General features: G+C 55.6%; 1 protein-coding gene. It reads right to left on the bottom strand.

Annotation, left to right across the window (positions count from 1 at the left end):
* Positions 1–65: 65 nt before the first annotated feature.
* Positions 66–363: ATP synthase F1 subunit delta (gene atpH, locus DJ021_RS18485; RefSeq protein WP_111459195.1), on the bottom strand; the 298-nt coding region annotated here is incomplete at its 5' end.

Raw genomic sequence — 363 nt, 5'->3', positions numbered from 1 at the left:
GAACAATCAAAGGAGGGAGGTATTGCTCACATAGATTTGATATTCCAGGCGGATATGGATCTCTTCTAGGAGGCCAGGACGATGTCCGAGAAGTCGAGCTGCTTGGCGATCTCTGCGAGCTGCTTCTTCACGCTCATGTCGATGAACTTGGACCCCGAGGCGCCGTAGCGGATGGTGAATCCGGCCACCAGAGATGAATCCAGAGTGGTTTTGATCCTCACGTTCTTCGCCTTGGTCAGCCGCTGAACTGATTTTGCGATCTGAGCGAGATGCTGCGATTCCAGCGGCACCACGGATGTCACCAGCGCGACCTCCGTTCCGGTGATCCGGTTGTAGCAGTCGTCGAACTCCTTGGCGATCGCC

Source organism: Phenylobacterium hankyongense (genome assembly GCF_003254505.1).
GTDB lineage: Bacteria > Pseudomonadota > Alphaproteobacteria > Caulobacterales > Caulobacteraceae > Phenylobacterium > Phenylobacterium hankyongense.
The sequence above is the reverse complement of the archived record's forward strand: the minus strand, read 5'-3'. Positions and strand labels throughout refer to the sequence as shown.